Source organism: Bacillus sp. FS02, from assembly GCF_024398395.1.
Classification (GTDB): domain Bacteria; phylum Bacillota; class Bacilli; order Bacillales; family Bacillaceae; genus Bacillus; species Bacillus altitudinis.
Window position 1 is genome coordinate 597014 of record NZ_CP074101.1, and the last position, 20661, is coordinate 617674.

21 protein-coding genes, 2 pseudogenes and 2 riboswitches are annotated in these 20661 nt (G+C 40.3%); of the genes and pseudogenes, 8 read left to right on the forward strand and 15 right to left on the reverse strand.

What is annotated here, in order from left to right:
• Positions 1–60: 60 nt before the first annotated feature.
• Together motA and motB are read left to right on the forward strand one after the other, a co-directional pair.
• Complete coding sequence (gene motA / locus KFQ09_RS03035) at positions 61–855, forward strand: flagellar motor stator protein MotA (protein WP_008346088.1); 795 nt, start codon at positions 61–63, stop codon at positions 853–855.
• Complete coding sequence (gene motB, locus KFQ09_RS03040; RefSeq protein ID WP_017367125.1) at positions 848–1612, forward strand: flagellar motor protein MotB; 765 nt, start codon at positions 848–850, stop codon at positions 1610–1612. Before motA ends, motB begins: the two co-directional genes overlap by 8 nt.
• A 179-nt stretch (positions 1613–1791) precedes the next feature.
• Here motB and KFQ09_RS03045 read toward each other — a convergent pair whose 3' ends face one another.
• Entirely contained in the window at positions 1792–2247 is a 456-nt protein-coding gene (locus KFQ09_RS03045; protein ID WP_003211701.1) for a MarR family transcriptional regulator MhqR, read from the reverse strand.
• A 204-nt stretch (positions 2248–2451) separates the two neighbouring features.
• Between KFQ09_RS03045 and KFQ09_RS03050 the strand changes: the two are divergent.
• Positions 2452–3950, forward strand: a pseudogene (locus KFQ09_RS03050) (ATP-binding protein).
• A 51-nt stretch (positions 3951–4001) separates the two neighbouring features.
• On the opposite strand, the gene KFQ09_RS03055 reads toward KFQ09_RS03050, so the two are convergent.
• From KFQ09_RS03055 to KFQ09_RS03080, 6 genes are all read right to left on the reverse strand, one after another.
• Positions 4002–4244: an aspartyl-phosphate phosphatase Spo0E family protein gene (locus KFQ09_RS03055; RefSeq protein WP_008346101.1), complete on the reverse strand. Its 243-nt coding sequence runs from the start codon at positions 4242–4244 to the stop codon at positions 4002–4004.
• Positions 4245–4544: 300 nt separating this feature from the next.
• Positions 4545–5075, reverse strand: coding sequence for a 1,2-dihydroxy-3-keto-5-methylthiopentene dioxygenase (locus KFQ09_RS03060; RefSeq protein ID WP_008346104.1), 531 nt, complete (start codon positions 5073–5075; stop codon positions 4545–4547).
• A 16-nt stretch (positions 5076–5091) separates the two neighbouring features.
• Entirely contained in the window at positions 5092–5724 is a 633-nt protein-coding gene (locus KFQ09_RS03065; RefSeq protein ID WP_050827214.1) for a methylthioribulose 1-phosphate dehydratase, read from the reverse strand.
• Entirely contained in the window at positions 5688–6383 is a 696-nt protein-coding gene (locus tag KFQ09_RS03070) for a 2-hydroxy-3-keto-5-methylthiopentenyl-1-phosphate phosphatase (RefSeq protein ID WP_017367123.1), read from the reverse strand. The genes KFQ09_RS03065 and KFQ09_RS03070 overlap by 37 nt, the downstream gene beginning before the upstream one ends.
• Positions 6384–7601 carry a 2,3-diketo-5-methylthiopentyl-1-phosphate enolase gene (gene mtnW, locus KFQ09_RS03075; RefSeq protein WP_050827213.1) on the reverse strand — a complete coding sequence of 406 codons (1218 nt, stop codon included), beginning with the start codon at positions 7599–7601 and terminating at the stop codon, positions 6384–6386.
• A gap of 99 nt (positions 7602–7700) precedes the next feature.
• Positions 7701–7802: riboswitch (SAM riboswitch) on the reverse strand.
• 44 nt (positions 7803–7846) lie between these two features.
• Positions 7847–9037, reverse strand: coding sequence for a pyridoxal phosphate-dependent aminotransferase (locus KFQ09_RS03080; protein WP_008346111.1), 1191 nt, complete (start codon positions 9035–9037; stop codon positions 7847–7849).
• 163 nt (positions 9038–9200) lie between these two features.
• Positions 9201–9364: riboswitch (SAM riboswitch) on the forward strand.
• Between the two features lie 79 nt (positions 9365–9443).
• Here KFQ09_RS03080 and mtnK point away from each other — a divergent pair.
• On the forward strand, positions 9444–10637 hold the full coding sequence (gene mtnK, locus KFQ09_RS03085) for an S-methyl-5-thioribose kinase (RefSeq protein ID WP_255836013.1): 1194 nt from the start codon (positions 9444–9446) through the stop codon (positions 10635–10637).
• Between the two features lie 6 nt (positions 10638–10643).
• Complete coding sequence (gene mtnA, locus KFQ09_RS03090; protein WP_129548252.1) at positions 10644–11705, forward strand: S-methyl-5-thioribose-1-phosphate isomerase; 1062 nt, start codon at positions 10644–10646, stop codon at positions 11703–11705.
• Positions 11706–11729: 24 nt separating this feature from the next.
• Here the strand turns inward: mtnA and KFQ09_RS03095 are convergent, their stop codons facing one another.
• From KFQ09_RS03095 to KFQ09_RS03105, 3 genes are all read right to left on the reverse strand, one after another.
• Positions 11730–11864 carry a hypothetical protein gene (locus tag KFQ09_RS03095; RefSeq protein WP_017359454.1) on the reverse strand — a complete coding sequence of 45 codons (135 nt, stop codon included), beginning with the start codon at positions 11862–11864 and terminating at the stop codon, positions 11730–11732.
• An 89-nt stretch (positions 11865–11953) separates the two neighbouring features.
• Positions 11954–12445 carry a methylated-DNA--[protein]-cysteine S-methyltransferase gene (locus KFQ09_RS03100; protein WP_255836014.1) on the reverse strand — a complete coding sequence of 164 codons (492 nt, stop codon included), beginning with the start codon at positions 12443–12445 and terminating at the stop codon, positions 11954–11956.
• Between the two features lies 1 nt (position 12446).
• Positions 12447–14642, reverse strand: coding sequence for a PAS domain-containing sensor histidine kinase (locus KFQ09_RS03105; RefSeq protein WP_008346118.1), 2196 nt, complete (start codon positions 14640–14642; stop codon positions 12447–12449).
• 293 nt (positions 14643–14935) lie between these two features.
• Here KFQ09_RS03105 and KFQ09_RS03110 point away from each other — a divergent pair, with 293 nt between their 5' ends.
• On the forward strand, positions 14936–15955 hold the full coding sequence (locus KFQ09_RS03110; protein WP_017367116.1) for an acyltransferase family protein: 1020 nt from the start codon (positions 14936–14938) through the stop codon (positions 15953–15955).
• Positions 15956–15988: 33 nt separating this feature from the next.
• Here the strand turns inward: KFQ09_RS03110 and KFQ09_RS03115 are convergent, their stop codons facing one another.
• From KFQ09_RS03115 to htpX, 5 genes and pseudogenes are all read right to left on the reverse strand, one after another.
• Complete coding sequence (locus KFQ09_RS03115) at positions 15989–16171, reverse strand: hypothetical protein (RefSeq protein WP_008346122.1); 183 nt, start codon at positions 16169–16171, stop codon at positions 15989–15991.
• Positions 16164–16328 (reverse strand): hypothetical protein, encoded by a 165-nt coding sequence (locus tag KFQ09_RS03120; protein WP_017367114.1) that lies wholly within the window; start codon positions 16326–16328, stop codon positions 16164–16166. The genes KFQ09_RS03115 and KFQ09_RS03120 overlap by 8 nt, the downstream gene beginning before the upstream one ends.
• Entirely contained in the window at positions 16325–16852 is a 528-nt protein-coding gene (locus KFQ09_RS03125; RefSeq protein ID WP_017359458.1) for a DUF421 domain-containing protein, read from the reverse strand. The genes KFQ09_RS03120 and KFQ09_RS03125 overlap by 4 nt, the downstream gene beginning before the upstream one ends.
• Before the next feature lie 99 nt (positions 16853–16951).
• Positions 16952–18297, reverse strand: a pseudogene (locus KFQ09_RS03130) (TrkH family potassium uptake protein).
• A gap of 143 nt (positions 18298–18440) precedes the next feature.
• Positions 18441–19340, reverse strand: a complete 900-nt coding sequence (htpX, locus tag KFQ09_RS03135) for a protease HtpX (RefSeq protein ID WP_007498762.1) — start codon at positions 19338–19340, stop codon at positions 18441–18443.
• Between the two features lie 278 nt (positions 19341–19618).
• On the opposite strand from htpX, the gene KFQ09_RS03140 reads away from it, so the two are divergent.
• Both KFQ09_RS03140 and KFQ09_RS03145 read left to right on the forward strand, forming a co-directional pair.
• Positions 19619–20335: a DUF1836 domain-containing protein gene (locus KFQ09_RS03140; protein WP_017367113.1), complete on the forward strand. Its 717-nt coding sequence runs from the start codon at positions 19619–19621 to the stop codon at positions 20333–20335.
• 124 nt (positions 20336–20459) lie between these two features.
• Positions 20460–20654 (forward strand): alpha/beta-type small acid-soluble spore protein, encoded by a 195-nt coding sequence (locus KFQ09_RS03145; RefSeq protein ID WP_017367112.1) that lies wholly within the window; start codon positions 20460–20462, stop codon positions 20652–20654.
• Positions 20655–20661 lie beyond the last annotated feature (7 nt).

The following is a 20661-nucleotide window of genomic DNA, read 5'->3' on the forward strand; positions in this document are numbered from 1 at the left end:
CCTTCTAGAAGACACCGATATTAACTATAGAAAAAGATAGTTAAAGGATTTGGTGAGATAATGGACAAAACATCGTTAATTGGTATTATTTTAGCATTTATTGCACTGAGTGTCGGTATGGTTTTGAAAGGTGTGAGTCTAACCGCTCTTATCAACCCGGCGGCTATATTGATCATTGTGGTTGGGACAATTTCAGCTGTTGTCATTGCCTTCCCATCTAGTGAAATTAAGAAAACACCAAAATTATTCGGCAAAATTTTCAAAGATAGCAAGCTTCCAACGATACAAGAAATGATTCCTCTATTTTCAAACTGGGCACAAATTGCTCGTCGTGAAGGTCTTTTGGCATTAGAGGCAAATCTTGAGGAAGTCGATGACGATTTTCTAAAGAACGGCTTAAGCATGGCGGTTGACGGTCAAAGTGCTGAATTTATTCGCGACGTCTTAACAGAAGAAGTCGATGCCATGTCGGAGAGACATCAGTCAGGCGCATTAATCTTTACACAAGCTGGTACATACGCTCCGACTCTAGGGGTACTTGGTGCCGTTGTCGGACTTATTGCCGCACTTGCAAACATGGGAGACATTGAAGCACTTGGACATGCGATCAGTGCTGCATTCGTCGCCACACTGCTAGGGATTTTTACAGGGTATGTGTTGTGGCATCCATTTGCCAACAAGCTGAAGCGTAAATCAAAAGAAGAAGTAAAGCTTCGTCTCATTATGATTGAAGGGATTCTTTCTGTCCTTGAAGGCCAGTCTCCAAAGGTCATTGAGCAAAAACTTCTGATGTACTTACCAGCAAAAGAACGTGCAAATCTTGTCATTGAAGAAGGAGAAAAACAGAATGGCTAGGAAACGTAAAAAACATGATCATGAAGACCATGTAGATGAGTCTTGGCTGATCCCTTACGCCGATCTTCTTACGCTTCTTCTCGCCCTCTTCATTGTGCTGTTTGCATCTAGCTCCATTGATGCGGCAAAATATGAACAGATGGCTAAATCGTTTAATGTTGTCTTTACTGGCGGCACTGGCGTAATGGACCAATCAAGCATGCAGAGCACCGAGGAAACAGAAAACAGCAATCAAACCAAAAAATCAGCAGAAGATGAAGAAGAAGCAAAAGCGAAAGCTCGTGACCAAGCGGTATTAACAAAGGTTAAAAAGCAAGTAGATTCATTCATTGCGGATAAAAAACTTGGTTCGAAGCTTGAAACAAAGCTGACGGATGAAGGTCTGCTTATTACAATTGAAGACAGCATCTTTTTTGATTCTGGGCGAGCGGTGATCCGCTCGCAGGATGTTCCGTTAGCCAAAGAAATATCCAAGCTGCTCGTCATTAACCCTGCTCGTGACATCGTCATTAGCGGACATACAGATAACGTTCCGATTCGGAATTCTGAATTTGAATCCAACTGGTATTTAAGCGCCATTCGTGCGGTCAACTTTTTAAATATTCTCCTTGAAAACAGCAACCTAGACCAAGAGAACTTTAGCACAAAAGGTTACGGTGAATTTAAACCGATTGCATCTAACGATACCGCAGAAGGCAGAAGTAAAAACAGACGCGTCGAAGTTCTTATTTTGCCAATTGAGAAAAAAGCAAAATAAATAGGAAGCCAGCAGCTTCCTTTCAGATCATGACAAAGGGCTAAAATAATGTTTATTTTAGTCCTTTGTCTTTCTTATGAGCGCGTTTGAAAGCTCTTGTCGTTTATCGGTGCGCAGGACTGACACCATATGCGAGGATTACTCTACATACTAAAAAGGAAGCCAACGGCTTCCTTTGTTTATTCTTTATGATCATATAAATGCTTGGCACGCAGCCCTACATGTTTGAGCATATCGATACAGGCATCCTTCTCCTCTTCACTAAGCACACTGATCATCTCGTGAATCTCTTTTGCATGATCTGGGAAGATGTCATCAAGCAAAGCTCTTCCCTGCTCCGTAATATGTGCAAATGTCACCCTGCGGTCTTCTGCACAAGCTTTCCGGCTAAGGAGTTCTTTTTTCTCCAATTTATCAACCACATACGTGATGCTTCCGCTTGCGAGTAAGATCTTATCACCTATTTGCTGAAGCGGCTGATCACCTTTATGATACAGCAATTCTAATACAGCAAATTCAGTCGGATTCAGACCGTGCTTCACAATATGTTTGTTCATGTGGTGATTAATGGAGCGATAGGCACGTGATAGTACAATAAATAATTTCAAAGATTTCTCAACATTATGATTTTCCATTTTTTATCATCCTTTATGAAATGCAACCCACTAATGTGACATTAATAAACAATAAGTAAAATGTCAACATGTTGAACCATTTTTAGCATGAAAAAGAGACCAGAACGAATCACCTAATTTTTTAAAAATCTCACAAGTCATCGTAATAAAGATAGGTTCAATGCTATAATAAGTCTATTAGGTAATACGTTGGAGCGATGAATCATGAGTATACTGAAAGGGTTTTGGAAGAAGATCCAGCTTTACCTTATTTTGGTCGTGATTCCAACCCTCATCATTAGTTATTTTATCTACGAAAAAGAAACTGAGAAAATTGATGTAAAAAACAAACAAACCGCTACACTTATGTTAAATATTCACAAAAACCAAATGAATTATTTAATCAGTGAAACAGAAGCAAGATTAACTTCCCTTGCCATGGGATTTGACCAGCCGCTTGAAACGAAAAGAGTACAAAACATCCTAGAGAAAATCTATAAACAAGAACCTCGTTTTTCAGGCCTGTATCTCCTAGACCAAAAAGGAAATGTCACAGCCAGCACCACACCATTAAAGGAAAAAATCAACCTGTCATTTAGAGATTACTTTAAACGTATTCAAGTCACAAAACAGACCGTCATCACAGATAACTATGTAAGCCGCATTACTAAGCAGCGGATTCTCTCCATTTGTGTCCCTGTTTTGAATGAAAACGACGAAGTCACGGATGTGCTAGTCGCTGCGATTCAAATTGATTATTTAAGAAATATTATGAATGTATTAAACCCAGAGCTTCATTTTAAGATGCTGAATCAAAATGGAGACGTTGTGTTTACAAGTGGTCCACAGCCAGCATCTGAAAGTGATAGTACCGTGTCTACATATTTAGATGAAAACAGCTGGAAGCTGGAGGTTTTTCCGCAGCGTGCGACAACAAGTGAAGTACTGTCTGTGATGCTGTTTCCTTTATCCAGTGCATTTATTCTCTTAAATATCTTATTCACACTCGTCCAATATATCATTTTAAGACGACAAACCCAGCAGGAACGCCACCAAAATGAAGCACAAAAACTTGAACTCATTGGAACACTCGCGGCAAGTACAGCGCATGAAATTCGCAATCCATTAACAGGCATTAGCGGGTTTATTCAACTTTTGCAAAAGAAGTATCGTTCAGAAGAGGATCAGCTTTATTTTTCTGTCATCGAGGAAGAAATTAAACGGATTAATCAAATCGTCAGTGAGTTTCTTGTGCTAGGAAAACCAACGGCTGAAAAGTGGCAAAATAATTCTGTGAAAGAAATTGTCAGTGAGATCATGCCAATTGTATTTTCTGAGGCGAACCTTTATAATGTCGAGGTTGATTTGCAAATCAATACCATTCAAGATGTTGGTGTGTATTGCACGAAGGATCACATTAAACAAGTGGTATTGAATGTAGCGAAAAACTCGTTAGAAGCGATGCCAAATGGCGGTCATTTGAAGATTGTCATTGAGGCTGAAAAAGAACAGGTCATCATAAAAGTGAAAGATACAGGTGAAGGTATACCAGAAGAGATGCTGAAACATATCTTCCTCCCTTTTATTACGTCGAAGGAAAAAGGAACAGGTCTTGGGCTTGTTGTGTGTAAACGAATCATTTCGATGTATGGGGGACAATCGATATCGAGAGCGAAGTGAATAAAGGAACAACCGTGATCATCATGCTCCCTTCTGCACACTAATAGCTGAAGCATTCAGCCGGTTTTGCTAATGGCAAGACCGGTTTTTTGATGTCAATAAGAAGGGCGATTGACAGAAAGGAGACTCATTTGTGATACAAGATCATGAAAGGAAGCAACAGATTGTTGTTCATGAAAAAGAAGATACTGATACTCATTCATTAGGTTGTCCAGTTCTTGACTATATTTAATTGTCGTCTCACCTGTATAGCCTTCTACTTGAGCAGCTTCTACCATTTGTCTTCTCTTTTCATCAATTGACATTAATAGCTGTTCTTTCCGTACATAAATATTCATGATCTCAGCTCCCGCTATGAATTCGTCTGTCTACGCTCTAAATGATCCGACACCAAAATTATACTTTATTTGTAAATTAAATTAAATATGCTTATTTTATTTAATTTTTTACAGCCTAAAGACCTTTTACCCAATGAATTCTGGGGGTAAACTTCAAAATTGGACAGGACTGACACATTGATTAAACAGAATTTTATCCTATGCAGAAGACCAAAATCAACTATTTTCTCTCTCATTTTATGTCTATTTTCCTAAAAAAAGCTGATCTTCCGCCTCATGCGAAATGATCAGCTCCCACTATTAAACCGTTTCTTCTTCGTAAATTGGAACCCAGCCCTCAGTTGTGACAAATATGCGAACGGCGACGACTTGACGATCTTCTTGAAGTGTAAAGTAGTGACGAATATTCGGAGGCACAGAAATTAAATCACCTGGATTCAGTCTCACATCAAAAAAGACGCCGTCTTTGCCTTGAATGGCAAAGATTCCATGACCGCTCACGATAAATCTGACTTCATCATCCGTATGATGATGCTCACGTTTAAAGTTTTGAAGCAGTTCATCAAGGTTAGGGGTCGCATCTGATAATGAAATCACATCCTGCGCTTTGTATCCTCTTCGCTCGGAAATACTCTTTATTTCCTCTTGAAACACAGTTAAAATTTCTTCCTTTTCATCATCTGTTAAATCGTACTTTTCTGATAACTGTTTTGGTAGTTTTTCAATATCCCAATGTTCATAAATGACCCCTTGCTGTTCTAAATACGCCCGGACCTCTTGTTCGTTCTCAAGTAACGTGTTCTCTTCATTATGAATGTAAATGGTCGCCATGTGTGTTTCCTCCTTTTTATTTAACAAGCTGCTTTTGATAAAGCGCTACTTTCAAATGATAGGTAAATAAAAATTCATAAGCCTCTAAGACTCGTTTGGCTTCAAATGCGGTTTTCCCCCAAACGGTGATGCCATGATTACGAATGAGTACAGCACCAGCATCGTCCGTCAGGTGCACTGCAAATTGTTTTGCAAGGTGCGGAATATGAGCTGGGTTTTCAATAATAGGAACAGTGACTTCTGCATCCTCTTCCCAATAACCAAGCGCTTTAATAATTTCGTTGCCTTTAAAACGAACTTCTCCTTTATCGCCATACAGCTCAGAAATGACATTGTTATCGATCGTGTGGACGTGAAGACAACATCCTGCTTTCGTCCGCTCATAAACGTATGTGTGAAGCAGTGTTTCAGCTGATGGCCTGAGCGGCTCATTCGGATGAACCGGCTGACCTGCTGCATCAACAAGAACAAAATCTTCATCGGTTTCTTTTCGTTTATCTTTGCCACTTGCCGTCACCAAAAACGTGATGGGATCATCCGACACTTTTATCGATAAATTGCCGCTCGTTCCGTAAAACCAGTCTCTTTGTGCCAATTCACGTTTGACGTCTGCTAGTTCCTTCCAGCGTTTACTCTTCTCGTCTGCCATTCCTTCACTTCCTTTATTTGATCAAATTGCGCTTTTAGATCAACAAATGTTTCATACTCTTTATGTACGAGTCCTAGCTCTTTACATTCGTTCAGTAAATAGTCACGCGCAAACGTGAGATCCGCATGTTTCGCTGCCTCAATATCAGTCACTGAATCACCAATCATAATAATAAAGTCATCTTCCTGCGTCAGCTCTCGAATAATGGAAGGCTTGCAGCAGCCACAGCCATTTTGGCATTCTGAATCACAGGCATGCGGCCATTCAATTTGAATATGGTCTTCTTTAAATGATGCATGGTTACAATAAATATTCTCTTGTTCGACAATCCCTTCCAGGATGGGATAGACAAAAAAGTCCATACCGCCGCTGAGTACATAGAAAGGAATGTCTGCTTTTTTGACATCATCGACAAACTGTTCAAATCCTTCACGAATCTCTGTATCCTCTAAAATAAATGACCGAATGGCTTCTTTCTGATCACTCGTCAGTAACTGAAACATTTGCCCGACGCCTTCTTGGATCGTGATCTCTTTTGCTAGAACACCATCCTTCCATTTCGTCCATTCTTTTGGAGCAAACTGCTTCATGATACGAATGATATTATCATTTTTCGTAATCGTGCCATCAAAATCACAACATACAATTGGTTTTTTCATTTATTCTGCTACCCTTCCCCAAAGATCAAGTGCTGCTTGTAAGTCTTGACAAGTTGACGCTTTTTCTTCGATAGACTCTTTTTTGACTACCGCATCAATGATCGAACGAAAGGCTTTCCCTCCTCCGATTGCTCCCCGCGGATGTCCGTGAATTCCCCCGCCTGCATTAATGACATGATCAAGTCCAAAATCTTTGATTAAGACCGGCACCATTCCAGGGTGAATGCCTGCTGAAGGGACAGGAAATGTTTGTTGAACCGCATCCTCTTTCACACACGCTTCGTAAATGCCAAAGGCATCTTTTTTCGGAAGGGCAACTGACCCATAAGGAGAGGGAAAAAGACTTAAATCAGCGCCAGCATATCGATTTAATTTGCCTAAAAGAAGGGAATGCGAGAATCCATAGTCTGGAGAGGATGTCATTGCACCGCTCACTGCTGGATGTGCCATGATCGGCAATGGGATCTCTGGGTCTTCAGCCAAGCTTTGCATGACATCAAGTCCATAGGCAAAAACGTTGAATAAAAGCGCATCAGCCCCGAGTTCGGCTGCCTTTCTTGCTCGATCTTTCAAATCAAAAGTTCTACCAGTTAAATTAACAGCATAAAGCGTGCGATGTCCTGTCTCTTCATATGTTTCTTTTAATATCTTTTTTCCTTCCTTGATTCGATCTTCAAAAGGCGCTAATGGGCTTTCAAATAAAATCTCATCATCTTTGATGAAGTCTACTCCACCTAAAGCCTGTAAACGGAGCTGTTCTTTTAAATCCTCCATATCACGGCCGATCACGCCTTTAAAAATACTCATCAATAGCGGCCGATCAAACACGCCTACTTTCTTTCGTAGCCCCTCAATGCCAAATACCGGTCCTGGCAGACAGCGTTTAAACCTTTCCGAAAATTCGATATCGACGAGCTTTACTTTCCCATCCAGTGAAAGCTTTCCAAAAATCGTCGTAAACACCGCTGGTATATCAGCTGAAAAGTTAGCCTCAGGATAAGCAATGGTCACCTCTGATTGATACAGACCACCAATTGCGGGGGACTGTTCTTTTACGCTCACCACACGGCCTTTATGTTTTTTCAGCTGCTCCTTTTTGAGCTGCGGCAAGTCCGTCCATGACCCGACCGTTAACCCAAGTGCGATCTGCTCTGCTTTTCGGTCTATTTGTTCATCCTCTCGATGTGTTAGTACGTATGTTGCCAGTAGTTCACTCACTAGGAATCCCCTTTCGATTGCGTCCTGTATATGGTCAATAAAAAAACCTCTTTAAGTGCTTGATCAGCGCGTTAAAGAGGTTTCGTCTCATTCATCCGAATCTTATCTCTCAGCGCTTGCTGCAAGAATTAGCACCGTGCTTCATGGAAGTCGGTTGCCGGGCTTCATTGGGCTAGTCCCTCTGCCTACTCTTGATAAGAATATTCAATTTTCTTAAATATTGCCTGAATTATCGCACCATTTTTTTACGTTGTCAATGGCTTTTTTTCAAATAACTGCAAGGCAGCGATACGATCAGCGGCTTCCTTTAGCCGCTCCTCACTTGTTAAAAGACCGACTCTGACGTAGCCTTCACCGTGAGCACCAAAGCCATTCCCCGGTGCAACAACAACATGTGCTTTTTCTAATAATACATCAGAAAAAGTTTCAGATGTATACCCTTCAGGCACCTTTAACCAAGCAAAAAACGAGCCCTTTGGCGCACTGACGTCCCAGCCAATCTCTTTGCATGCAGCAATCCAAGTGTTTCGTCTATTTTCGTACCGATCATTTTGTACTTGGACGCACGTTTGATCGCTTAAAAGTGCTTCTGCTGCTGCATCTTGAGTTGCTTTAAACAGTGACACAAACAGGTGATCCTGATAAAGCTCAATGGCTTCGATTACAGAGGCATTCCCTGCTGCAAAACCGACTCTCCAGCCAGCCATATTATACGTTTTGGACAATGTATATATTTCAATACCTGTCTCTTTTGCTCCGTCTATTTGCAGGAAACTGAGGGGCTTTTCGCCGTCAAATCCTATGCCACCATATGCAAAATCATGGACTACACACATATTATTTTCACTCGCAAACGCAACAGTATCTTCAAAAAATGTCCGGGTTGCAGTCGCACCAGTCGGATTATTTGGGTAATTTAAGTACATCAATTTTGCTTGATTCTTATCCTCTTCTGACAGTTGGTGGTAGTCAGGCAAAAAATCATTTTGTTCAAGAAGAGGCATTGTGACCATATGAGCTCCGGCAAGCACAGCGCCTGACCAGTAATCAGGATATCCTGGGTCTGGAACAAGCAGCGTATCACCTGGATTCAGTAAACATTGCGGCAATTCGACTAGTCCCGCTTTTCCTCCAAATAAGATAGCAATCTCTGTCTTTGGGTCAAGCGTGACGCCATATTCTCTTTCATAAAAAGCAGCTGCGGCCTTTTTTAGTTTCGCTGTCCCGCGGAATGAGGAGTATTGATGATTTTCAGGTTTTGCTACCGCTTCCTGCATCGCTTTCACAATATGTGGAGGAGTGGGCTGATCAGGATTTCCTTGACCTAAATTAATCACATCTGCCCCTTCCTGCATTTTTTTCTGCACTTTTTGAACAAGCGACGCAAAAAATTGTTTCGGTAAATGTTTCAATACATCTGATTGCTGGAATTCCATTTTTTCACCTTCTATTCAAGTTACGTGACAATACAATCACTGTAATGGATTGTTTTATGAATTGTAAAGCAATTTTGAAAAAAGATTGACATGTGAACTGCAGCTCTGATAATATCTAGAATTAAGAAATGCAAGCAGACATGAAACAATTACATATTGATTTCTCTTATCGAGAGTTGGGCGAGGGATTTGGCCTTTTGACCCCAACAGCAACCGACCGTTAATACCACTGTGAAGTGGGGCGCAGCAAGAACAGCGCCAAGACAATTCATTGTCTTATAGGGCACGGTGCTAATTCCATCAGACGTATGTGCTGAGAGATAAGAGAGGCTTCGAGCATACACGCCATCAAGCCTCTTTCTCTCAGGAGAAAGAGGCTTTTTTATATGATTTGGAGGGGAAGCAATTGGTTACACTTACGGCATCATATGAAGAATTAACAGAGAGTTCGGCAGTTGCATTAGCCATTAGACTTGGATTGATTCAAGAGAGCAGTCATTTGACCTGCACTGAAATTGGCGACGGAAATTTAAATTACGTCTTTCATATTTATGATCACAAACAAGCAAAAGGACTGATTATCAAGCAGGCTCTTCCTTATGCAAAGGTCGTTGGAGAAAGCTGGCCGCTGACATTAGACCGCGCAAGAATTGAAAGTGCAGCACTCATCAAGCAATCAGAGTATGCACCACATCTCGTACCAGCCGTCTATTATTCGGATACAGCTCTTGCAGTGACGGCAATGGAGGATCTATCACACCTTGAAATCGTCAGAAAAGGGCTAATTGCCGGAAAACATTATCCGTATTTATCAGATCATGTCGGAGAATTTTTAGGCAAAACACTATTTTACACGTCTGACTTTGCCACAAATCCTAAAATCAAAAAACAATTCGTGAAGCAGTTTACAAACCCTGATCTTTGTGACATTACAGAGAAACTCGTCTTCACAGATCCTTTCTTTGACAGCGAAACGAATGACTTCGAAGAGGAATTAAGAGAAGAGGCAAAAGCACTATGGGCTGATCTTGAACTGCAAGCAAAAGCAGCCGAATTGAAACGGATCTTCTTAACCTCTGCTGAAACACTGGTACATGGAGATCTTCATACAGGCAGTATTTTTGCAAACGAAACGGAAACGAAAATCATTGATCCAGAGTTCGCTTTTTACGGTCCTTTCGGATTCGATATCGGTCACTTTATTGCCAATCTGTTCATCAATGCTTTATCTCATGAGAATGAGCAGGATCAGCAGCACCTTTTTGATCATGTCGTCAATGTGTGGGCAACATTCAAAGAAGTGTTCACAAAAGCATGGAAAGAAGACAGTATTGAAGCGTTTAGTGTATCGGACAGCTTTTTAGAAACAACCTTTGACCGTATTTTAAAAGAAGCCACCGGCTTTGCTGGCTGTGAGCTTGTTCGCCGAACCATCGGTCTTGCGCATGCGGCTGATCTCGATGCGATTCCATCACATTCTAGAAGGCTTCAGCAGAAAAAAGCAGCACTTACACTAGGAAAAACATTGATCAAACAAAATCATGCAGTGGAAACAGCGTCTGACCTCGTCGCATTATTCCAGCAAACTGTAAAGGAGTGACGAGTTTTGTCTAAAGAATTTGAAGTTCCCCGTTCCGTCGAATGGGAAGAAAACCGTATCAACATTTTGAATCAGCAAAAATTACCCGCTGAAACCGTGTTTGAGCATTTATATACAAAAGAAGATGTGTATGATGCCATTGTGACGCTAAAAGTGCGCGGAGCACCTGCTATTGGCATTACAGCGGCTTTTGGGCTTGCACTCAGTGCACAAGAGATTGATACAGAAGACATTGATATCTTTAAGCGAGAAGTCGCTCGCCTGAAAGATTATTTAAACAGTGCTCGTCCAACCGCTGTGAACCTTGCCTGGGCATTAGACCGGCTTTATCAGCGCATTGAGCGTGCTGCTTCGGTGAATGCAGCCAAAACTGATCTTGTCCATGAAGCCATTCAAATTCAAATCGAAGATGAAGAAACATGCCGGCAAATCGGTCAAAATGCTCTTCAGCTCTTTAAATCTGGTGATCGAATTATGACCATTTGTAACGCAGGCTCCATTGCCACAAGCCGCTACGGAACAGCGCTTGCACCCTTTTATTTAGCGAAAAAGAAAAACCTCGATCTTCACATTTACGCATGTGAAACACGTCCTGTCCTTCAAGGCGCTCGTCTGACGACATGGGAATTGATGCAGGGCGGCGTAGATGTGACGCTTATCACGGATAATATGGCAGCCCATACGATGAAAGAAAAACAAATTTCTGCCGTTATTGTTGGTGCAGATCGAATCGCTAGAAACGGTGATACAGCAAATAAAATTGGAACGTTAAGTCTGGCTATTTTGGCTAAACACTTTCAAATTCCATTTTTTGTGGCAGCGCCTCTTTCGACCTTTGATGTGTCAACTCAGGATGGGTCAGATATTCCGATTGAAGAACGCGACCCGCAGGAAGTAAAGGAATTAAACGGCATCCAAATAGCGCCTCCTGACGTGCAGGTATTTAACCCTGCCTTTGATGTCACTCCTCACCATCTCATTTCCGGGATCATTACAGAAAAAGGCATTATCACTTCCAACTATACAGAAGAGATTGATGCACTATTTACTGAAAGCGTGTCACTTTAATCAAACAAAAGCGCGGGATTCTTATCATTTAAGAGCACCGCGCTTTTTTGTTTCGTTTGTTTTTGCTAATATTTCTTTTTTCTGTTCTTCTGTCAACACGTTCATTTTGACACATAGTGATGTGACGGCGTACATTTTATCTTTTTTGCCCCATAACATGTTAGCAGCCTCCTTTTTCCCCAGACCAACTTTTTTAGCTTAATAAAAGGATATGTCGCTCACTAAACATTTGGAACAGGTCAATTCATTTATTTTTGAACAAATGGGATGCCTTCTAATTCTAACAGGATCGCTTTCATCCCTGTCTTCGTCCCTGCATAACCAGTCAGAGTCCTGTCTTTTCCAATGACCCGGTGACACGGGATAAAAATAGGCAATGCATTGCGTCTATTAGCTTGTCCAATGGCTCTGACAGCCTTTGGATTACTGATCGCTTCTGCAATATCAGCATAGCTCTTTGATTCACCATACGGAATAGTAGAAAGTGCCTCCCACACTTGCTCTTGAAACGGAGAGCCTGCTTGCTTGAGCGGGAGATCGAACACTTTCCGATCGCCCTTAAAATATTCATCCAGCTGTTTTTTCGCTTCTTTTAATACAGGCGTGTCTTCTTGTTTAAAATGGTCTCTCTGTTCTTTGACCAAAAACGATTCATCATCAAACTTCACTTCAATGATGGCACCATCTTTCTCTAGTATATATAATGCCCCGATTGGTGCGGTATAGACTGTATAATACACATTAAAGCTCCCCTTCTTGTTTCTGCTGCCGGAGTGGAAGCGTGAGATGGAACACTGTTCCGACCCCTTCTTCACTCTCTACTTCAATGGTTCCTTGATGCTCTTCAATAATTTTATAACTAACCATTAACCCAAGTCCAGTGCCTCTTTCTTTTGTTGTATAAAATGGTTCTCCGAGACGCTTTAGTTTATCCTCTGTCATGCCGCAGCCTTCATCACGAAGAGAAATCACAATGTGCTCCTCCCCCTTCCTTTGAATGCTCACGTATACATTTCCTTTCTGAGGCATTACTTCAATCGCATTTTTTAAAATGTTAATAAAGACTTGCTTCAATTGATTTTGTTCACAGTAGATGAGCGGAATATCATCCAGCACATCTAAATGCATTTGTACATTGCCAAGATTGGCCTGTGCGTGAAGAAGGTCCATCGTGTCTTTGACAATTTGCACGACATTTTTTTCTTCATAGATGATGGCCTGCGGTTTCGCTAAAATCAAAAATTCTGTAATGATGGATTCGATTCTTTTTAGCTCTGATGTGATGACATTAAAATAGAGCGAATACTCCCCTTCAATGTTTCCTTTGAGCAGCTGAATGAAGCCTTTTAAAGCCGTCATTGGATTTCTAATTTCATGAGCAATTCCTGCGGCAAGCTCTCCGACAACATGAAGCGTATCCGATTTTCTTACCCGCTCCTCTAATTCCTTGCGTTCAGTCACATCTCTAAAGATGGCCAAATTCATGTTATGAATAATATTTCGTTTAAAAGAAAACTCCAAAATACGTTGATCTGGATGGTTCAGCACAAAGGGAACTTCATTGTCCATCTCGTCTAATGACATCGCCTGAGCTGGCTGCGCCAAATTTTCAATTTGATATGGCGCAAGGATATGAAAAAGGTTCATTTCCGTTAAGTGATCATCTTTGAGGCCAAGCAGTTCACTTGCAGAAGGATTCACATCTATAATCCGGTATTGATTATCGAAAAGAACAATGCCATCCATAGAGCCATTAAATACTTTACGGAATTTGAGCTCACTTTCTCGCAGCTCCTCTTCCATTCGCTTTCTGTCACTGACATTCCGTAAAATGGTTAAGTGCTGTCCTTCTAATACCGCATGCTTAGAGGTGAACTCAAGCTCTTTGAATTGGCCATTCGCCATTCTAAAGAGGAGTTCTTCTCTGATTTCAAGATTCCTGATATACCGTCTTCTTGTCGGCCGGTATCTGCGATCAGATTTGACTAGAAAATCCATGAGTTTCTTGCCAATCAGCTGATGCATCGGTAATTCGAAAATTCGGCAGGCTGATTCATTTGCCCTGACAATTTCTCCATCATCCGCCCAAATGATGATGGCATCCATCGCATTTTCGAATATTTCTCTAAAACGTTCTTCACTTTTTAGCAGCTTTTCTTCCATTAATCTTTTTTCTGTAATATCACGCATGATGGACATGTAAAAACCACTCATCACATTGGATGTGATGGTCAGTTCGAATAATTTGTGCTGCCCAGATTGAAGGGTAACAGGAAGTTCTCCCTTTGCTTTCCCTGTTTCTTTCAATGAAGTTAAGAGCTGCTGGAGCGCTGGAAGATTTTCTTCTTCAACAAATTCATTTAAGTAGCGGTCTGTTAAATCTGTTTTTTGAAGTTCAAAGCTCTGGCAAAAAGAGTGATTGGCGTCAATCATACAACCATCCTGATCAAAAATGACCATACCGTCAATCGCTCGATCAAATAAATCTTTAAACAGCTGCTCATTCATCGAGCGTTCTCGCTCTAATATTTTCTTTGAAGAAATATCACGCATGACGACAATATATTGTTGATTCACCACGTCGTGCTCTGCTGCAAATTCAATATATTTTGTCTCTCCATTTTCAAGTTGAATGGAGATCTCTCTTTTTAAAGTTCCTTTTCGAAAAAAAATCTCAAGTGAGCAGTCAATTTTGTTTTTCGGAATGCCGTATAGGAAATCTAGAACGGATTTATTGAGGAGGTCTTCTTTCGGTGTTTGGACAAGCCTGCATGTCGCTTCATTGGCTTGGATAATGTTGAGGTGCTGATCAAATATAAAAATGGCATCTAACGTCTTATTTAACAGCATTTTGTGCTGTATCAATTCATTTCGCAAATATTCGTTTTCTTTTTCTAATTTTCTGATATTTTTCGCACCATCGAGCGTTTCAGTCATTCTCTTACACTCCTTTTCCAGCCTCATTCCTCTACAATATTTCTACAAGATTTTCATTGTTCCTTCATTCGACTCATAAAAAAAGAGAACTTTTTACACGAGGCTTGCTTCATTTGTTTCATTTGGATGACACGATTGTATAACAATTCTCTTTTCTTACGCTTCTTTTACAACCGCTCTACAATTTCACATCAAATAGCGAAATGAGCCAATTTGTATTTTAAAATGGGGCAAATGAGGGAACAGTGCACTTAGAACGTTTATGTTCGAAATGAAGCAGGAAAGGTGATGTTATGACATCAACGAGAGACAGTTATTTTGATAATGCAAAATTTCTTCTGATTTTTCTAGTTGTTTTTGGTCATTTGTTACGGTCATTCATACATGATAATGACTGGATACTCTACTTATATAAATTTATTTATACATTCCATATGCCCGCTTTTATATTGGTGTCTGGCTTCTTTGCCAAAGGTTTTAGAAAACCAGGTTTTATGAAAAAAGTCGCTGTTAAGCTGATCATCCCATATTTGATTTTTCAGGTCATCTATTCTGTGTATTATTATTTCTTACAGGATCAAAGCATCTCTAACTTAAATCCGATTGATCCGCAATGGTCTTTATGGTTTTTAATCAGTTTATTCTTTTGGAACTTACTACTTATTCCTTTTTCAAAACTGCCATTCCACTGGGCAATGATCGTCAGTTTATCGATGGCGTTACTTGTCGGTTACGTGGACAGCATTAGCGATACACTCAGCCTATCTCGTACATTTGTCTTTTTGCCGATGTTTTTAGCTGGCTTTTATTTAAAAAAGCAGCACTTTGAATTTATCCGAACAAGCAAAGGGAAACTGACTGCACTTCTTGTACTGATGGCCGTGTTCATGTTTTGCTATTTTTATGAATTCGATTATTCCTTTTTATTTGGGTCACAGTCTTACGCTTCTCTTGGAGATGAAGGACTCATTGCAGCGATGAAACGAATGGTATGGTATTTACTTGCATTTGCTGCTACCTTTAGTTTCTTTGCATTAGTCCCTACACGCCGGTTCTTCTTTACCAAATGGGGCACAAGAACGTTATATGTCTATTTACTTCATGGCTTTGTGATTAAGCTTTTAAGAACGACTTGGTTTGATGATTGGGCTCTAAATACGGCAAGTGTATTGATTCTATTGCTACTTACGGTCCTCTTAACCTTTACCCTATCTAGTACATTTGTTAAAACTGTTGCACAACCAGTCATCGAGCTCAAAATGACCAGCCTGATGAGAACCATTACTGGCAGACAAAACAGTTATATTAAATAGAAAAAACGATCTCTCTGGATCGTTTTTTTCTATTTATTTTTTGTTTTTCTGTTCAGTGTGACATTCATCGTTTTTTTTAGGCTTCATTAAGGTATCAATCCATTTACTGCTGTTTATATCTCCCAGCTCGCTGCCAAATTCCTCTTCCAAGATATCGGGGTTCATCGGTTTTTTATGGTCTTTCATATCTTTACTTTTCACATGTTTTTTAGTCACGAGACGCTCCCCCCTGTTTCCCTTGATGAGAATTTCGGTTCGCCTGGCGGTCTTCTGATTGCTCGTCAAATTGTGTTTGTCCTTGATCGTGTGCCATGCTTTCTGTAGGCGTCATATTATTCGTGAGTGCTTCATTTTTTGCTGCTTTTCTTTTCACTTGTCATCATTCCTTTTTAACATGTTTAGTTCTTCGCTCAATTGATCAAACAGCTCTTTCATTTGTTTGACTGTCACTGGTTTTTCCTCAGGCTTTAACTCATATCCAATTTGCCCATTCGCTTCTAGCGTTGCTTTTTTGAGACTGCTGATGTCTGTGATGCCCTGCTGCTTTAAGCGCATTTTGAATTGGTCCCTTGTCAGCCGCGTTTTTTTTAGCTTGTGATCAAGCATTTCTCCATCCTCTAAAATCACCACAGACTTCCCTGAAACCAATTTTTCAAAAAAATCAAATTGGATCGACAGCTTTTCCATAATCACAAGCGCCACAATAAAAATGGCGGCCGCATAAATGGTTTCAAGTAAATTATGCTCAATAAAGGGTTGGATAATAATCGATCCAATTGAAATCATGATGACTGTCTGTTGAACCGTCAATTGACTAATGGATTTAGGTCCTGCTATTCTCAGCAGCAAGGTACCAACGAGCAGCATTACAATTGCTTTCCATAACACATCCAGCACGTCTCTTTCACCTCTTACCTATAGATTGCGAACATCCTTTGTGATTTAGCCAGTTATATAATGGAAATAAAAAAAACCAGCATTCAGTAGGAATGCTAGTTAGCCGATGATCACACGCTCTTTCGGATAATGATAATTCGCTTCACTTTCCCGGCGGCCAATTAAATACAAGAAGCTTGGAATTCCAATCCGTCCTATAAACATGACGACCATAATAATACACTTACCAAATACGGACAAGTCAGACGTAATTCCGAGCGACAGTCCCGTTGTTCCGAAGGCAGAACAAACTTCAAATAAAGTTTCAAGAAGTGTATGATGGTCTGATAAAGTTAACAGAAACGTAGCACCAAACACTAAAATAAAGGCCATCATCGTCACCATGAGGGATTTATTAATGTCCGCTTGATGAAGCTCTCTTTTAAAGATTTTAATGGACTTATTTCCTCTCGCAAAATGAAACAAAGCAAGTAAATTAAGGGCAAACGTGGTTGTCCGAATTCCGCCCCTACCGAGCTTGGAGATGCCCCGATAAACATCAGCAAACATAAAAATAACAGTGTCGGCTCTGTCAATTGCGTAATATCTAATGTCGAAAGCCCGCCACTTCTGGTAGCTGTTGATTGAAACAAAGAATAAAACAAGATTTCATGCCAGCTCTTCCCTAGAAAAGTAAACCGGGCTTCAAGTGCATAAATCCCAATTGCCCCAACGACAACAAGCAGGCCAAACGTGATTGTTGTAATTTTCGTAAACAATGAAAACGATGCATGTTTTCGGTCTTGATTGAATAAATAATCCTTTACTTCGACAAGTACCGGAAAGCCAATAGCGCCAAAAATGATGAGAAGCATCGTAATAAATTGGACGAAATAGTCATCTTTATAAGGAATTAACGAATTTCCAGTAATATCAAATCCTCCATTGGTTGTGGCACTGATACTAGAGAAAAATCCGTGTAAAAAAGCACCTTGCACATCGTAATACTTTAGAAAATACATACTTAAAATCAGACCGCCTACAAACTCAATCAGTAAGATTAAATATAAGACCTGCTTCATGAGTTTTACAATTCCTGATAAGTTGCTCTGGTTTTGGTCTGCCATAATTAATTTTCTTTCTTTAATGCCGATCCTTTTTCGCATAACCAGCCAGACGAATGTACCAAGGGTCATAATGCCGATACCCCCGATTTGCAAAACAAATGCAAGGATCCACATCCCGGTCACACTAAATGTTTGTGACGTATCGACAACAGTCAGACCCGTGACACTGACTGCACTCACAGCTGTAAACAGCGCATCAATAAATGTCCATTTGACTCCTTCTTGGTGAGCCACTGGCAGACTGAGTAGAATGAACGACACGGTCACAGCAAGAAAATAATAAAGGGCAATCAACTGAAAAGCCGACAGCCGGTCGATTAGTTTTTTCATTGGATTCATGGTTATTCCTTCTTTTATCTTTCTTTTCGAATACTATATCATTTTAATGAAAAGAAAGAAGATTTTAAAGGTATTTTGTGCTTTATTTACTTTTTCATCAAAAAGAAAAAGACATCCTTACGCAGAATGTCTTTTGATCTTTCTTATTTTGCTTCGAGTCTTCTAATTCTTTCGTTTAAATCAGGGTGTGTTGAGAAAAGAGAAGCTTTTCTTTTACCACTGATTTTCAGTGTAGCAACAGCTGTTTGATCATCATCTTTAATTCTTGATGTATACGCCTCTAGTGAACGGAGCGCATGAATCATTTTATCTTTTCCTGCAAGGTCCGCACCGCCGCGGTCTGCATGGAATTCGCGATGTCTAGAGTAAGCAAATACGACAAGGCTTCCTAAGATAGAGAAAATAATTTGGAAGACGATCACAGCGATAAAGTGAACAATCGGCACAAGCTCTTCACGTGGAACGAAACGGCTTGCGATCCATGCCGCAATTCTTGAAAGGAAGACAACAAACGTGTTGACGATTCCTTGAAGTAACGTCATTGTAACCATGTCACCGTTCGCTACGTGAGCGACTTCGTGAGCGATAACCCCTTCAACTGCTGCATCATCCATTTCATGAAGCAATCCAGTTGATACGGCAACAAGCGATCTTCTTTTAGAAGGACCTGTCGCAAATGCATTTACTTCAGATGATTGGTAAATACCGACCTCAGGCATTTTAGAAAGGCCTGCTGCTCTTGATAGTCTGTGAACGCGGTCAACAAGCTGCTGCTCATCATATGTTAAAGAATCCTTTTCTGGATTTAACACACGCACACCCATCATCATTTTTGCCATCCAGCGAGACATCGCTAGTGACATAAACGAGCCTACAAAACCAACAACTGCACTGAATACAAGAAGATAAAGGATATTAAGTCTTCCGTCTGCTCCTATATAAGAACCAACACCAGTTGCTGCACTAATAACCGATAGGACAATACCAATCGTAGTGATAACAAGAATGTTCGTTAATATAAACAGAAATATTCTTTTACCCATACATAACCTCCGCTGTCATATTAAGTTCATTTGAACTTATTAATAAAATTATAAAAATAAACGTCTCAAATTGCAAGGAAAAAGGAATCGTTTTCTATGTTTATCATACTGGCTCAAACCTCGTCATTTCAATGATTACGCTACTTGCATCCGCTAAAAAGTGAACAAATTGTGACGCAGCGGTCCTATTTTAGTTTATTTTGCATTTTCATTAAAAAGAGATTATGATGTTGAATTAGATCAATAATCACGTTTTTGACGTACAAATGAGGTGGAACATGGTGACTTTTAAATTAACGAGAATTGACATGACGAGACTTCTGTATTCTCTAAAAGGCGAGGGAGATCTGACTCCGCTTCAGCTTTTGAATTTATCTGTAAAAAGCGATAAGGAACATGAATATGATGAATTAAAAATCCCTTCGTTTTTTGAAAAACTCGAACGGCGGAAGCAAAAATCAGAGCACGGGCTTTCAACGAACGAAATCGTTGAGCTTGGCAACTTGTGTGAGCTGACTTCTCTTAAATCGACAGCCATTCAAAACTGGATCAAGCGCGATATTAAAGATATGATCGGCCATCCAGAGCTTGGCAAGAAGTACTCCATTGATCAGGTCGTTATTTTATTAATTGTCCGGGATTTAAAATCAGTATTTGATTTTGATTCTATTCGTATGATCTTATCTGCCTTATTTAATACGATCACAGATCGAACGGATGATATTATCAGCCCCATCCGTTTTTATGAAGCATATGCGCACGTCCTTGATTTTATTTATCACCATACACATTTTCCATTAAAGGAAACGAATTTACGAGAAATGACAGAAGAGCAGACGGACAAGCTCCACGAAGAGTTTACAGAATTGACGAAGCCGCAATGGCAATTGATTAAAGGCATTATCAGTTCCACAGTTTTCTCCGTTTTCACTTCTCACTTGCAAAGCACAGCGCAAGAAATGATGTTTAATACGCTTCAGCTGAAAAAGGCTTAAAACTGAGCCCGAGGTGACCTTCATCACCTCGGCTTTTTTGTGCAGCAATTGCCAGCATAATTGCAGGCTGTTTTTTTCAAAATAAGAAGGCGCAACAAACATGAGGTGAAAGGAGGAATCTGTGATGGCAAATCGAAATCAACTTCTTGTTCCTGGAGTAGAACAAGCATTAGATCAATTTAAATACGAGATCGCTCAAGAATTTGGCGTGACTCTCGGTTCAGATACAGTCGCACGTTCAAACGGTTCTGTTGGCGGCGAGATGACAAAAAGACTCGTACAGCAGGCGCAATCTCAAATGGGCCATTCAACTAAATAAAGACATG